At 64.2% G+C, this 332-nt stretch carries 1 protein-coding gene; it reads right to left on the reverse strand.

The annotated features are described in order from the left end of the window. Window positions 1-216: DJ-1/PfpI family protein (locus BN1120_RS12195; protein WP_042016288.1), on the reverse strand; the 216-nt coding region annotated here is incomplete at its 3' end. Between the last annotated feature and the right edge of the window lie 116 nt (window positions 217-332).

The following is a 332-nucleotide window of genomic DNA, read 5'->3' on the forward strand; positions in this document are numbered from 1 at the left end:
GCCCGGCACGACCATGGCATCGAAGTCACGGGTGGTCAGCTCGTCGAGATGGCAATCCGCCACCAGTTGCACCCCGCGAGAGGCGCGGATCTGGCGCGCTCCGGTGGGGCAGCAGGAGGCCAGCACCACATCGATGCCACCCCGAACCAGGGTATCGACGATGGCAACCGTCTCTATCTCTTCCGACCCGGGGGCCACCAGTACCAGTACGTTCATCTTGCACTCCTTGCTTGCCAGCTGCTCTGCTCAGCGCTTCTCTTTGACGGCCTGATAGAGGCCCTGATTGACCGGCACCGCGATACCGTGAAGGGCGGCCTTGCCCAGCAGGAAGC

This window comes from Aeromonas caviae, from assembly GCF_000819785.1.
In the GTDB taxonomy this organism is placed as follows: domain Bacteria; phylum Pseudomonadota; class Gammaproteobacteria; order Enterobacterales; family Aeromonadaceae; genus Aeromonas; species Aeromonas caviae.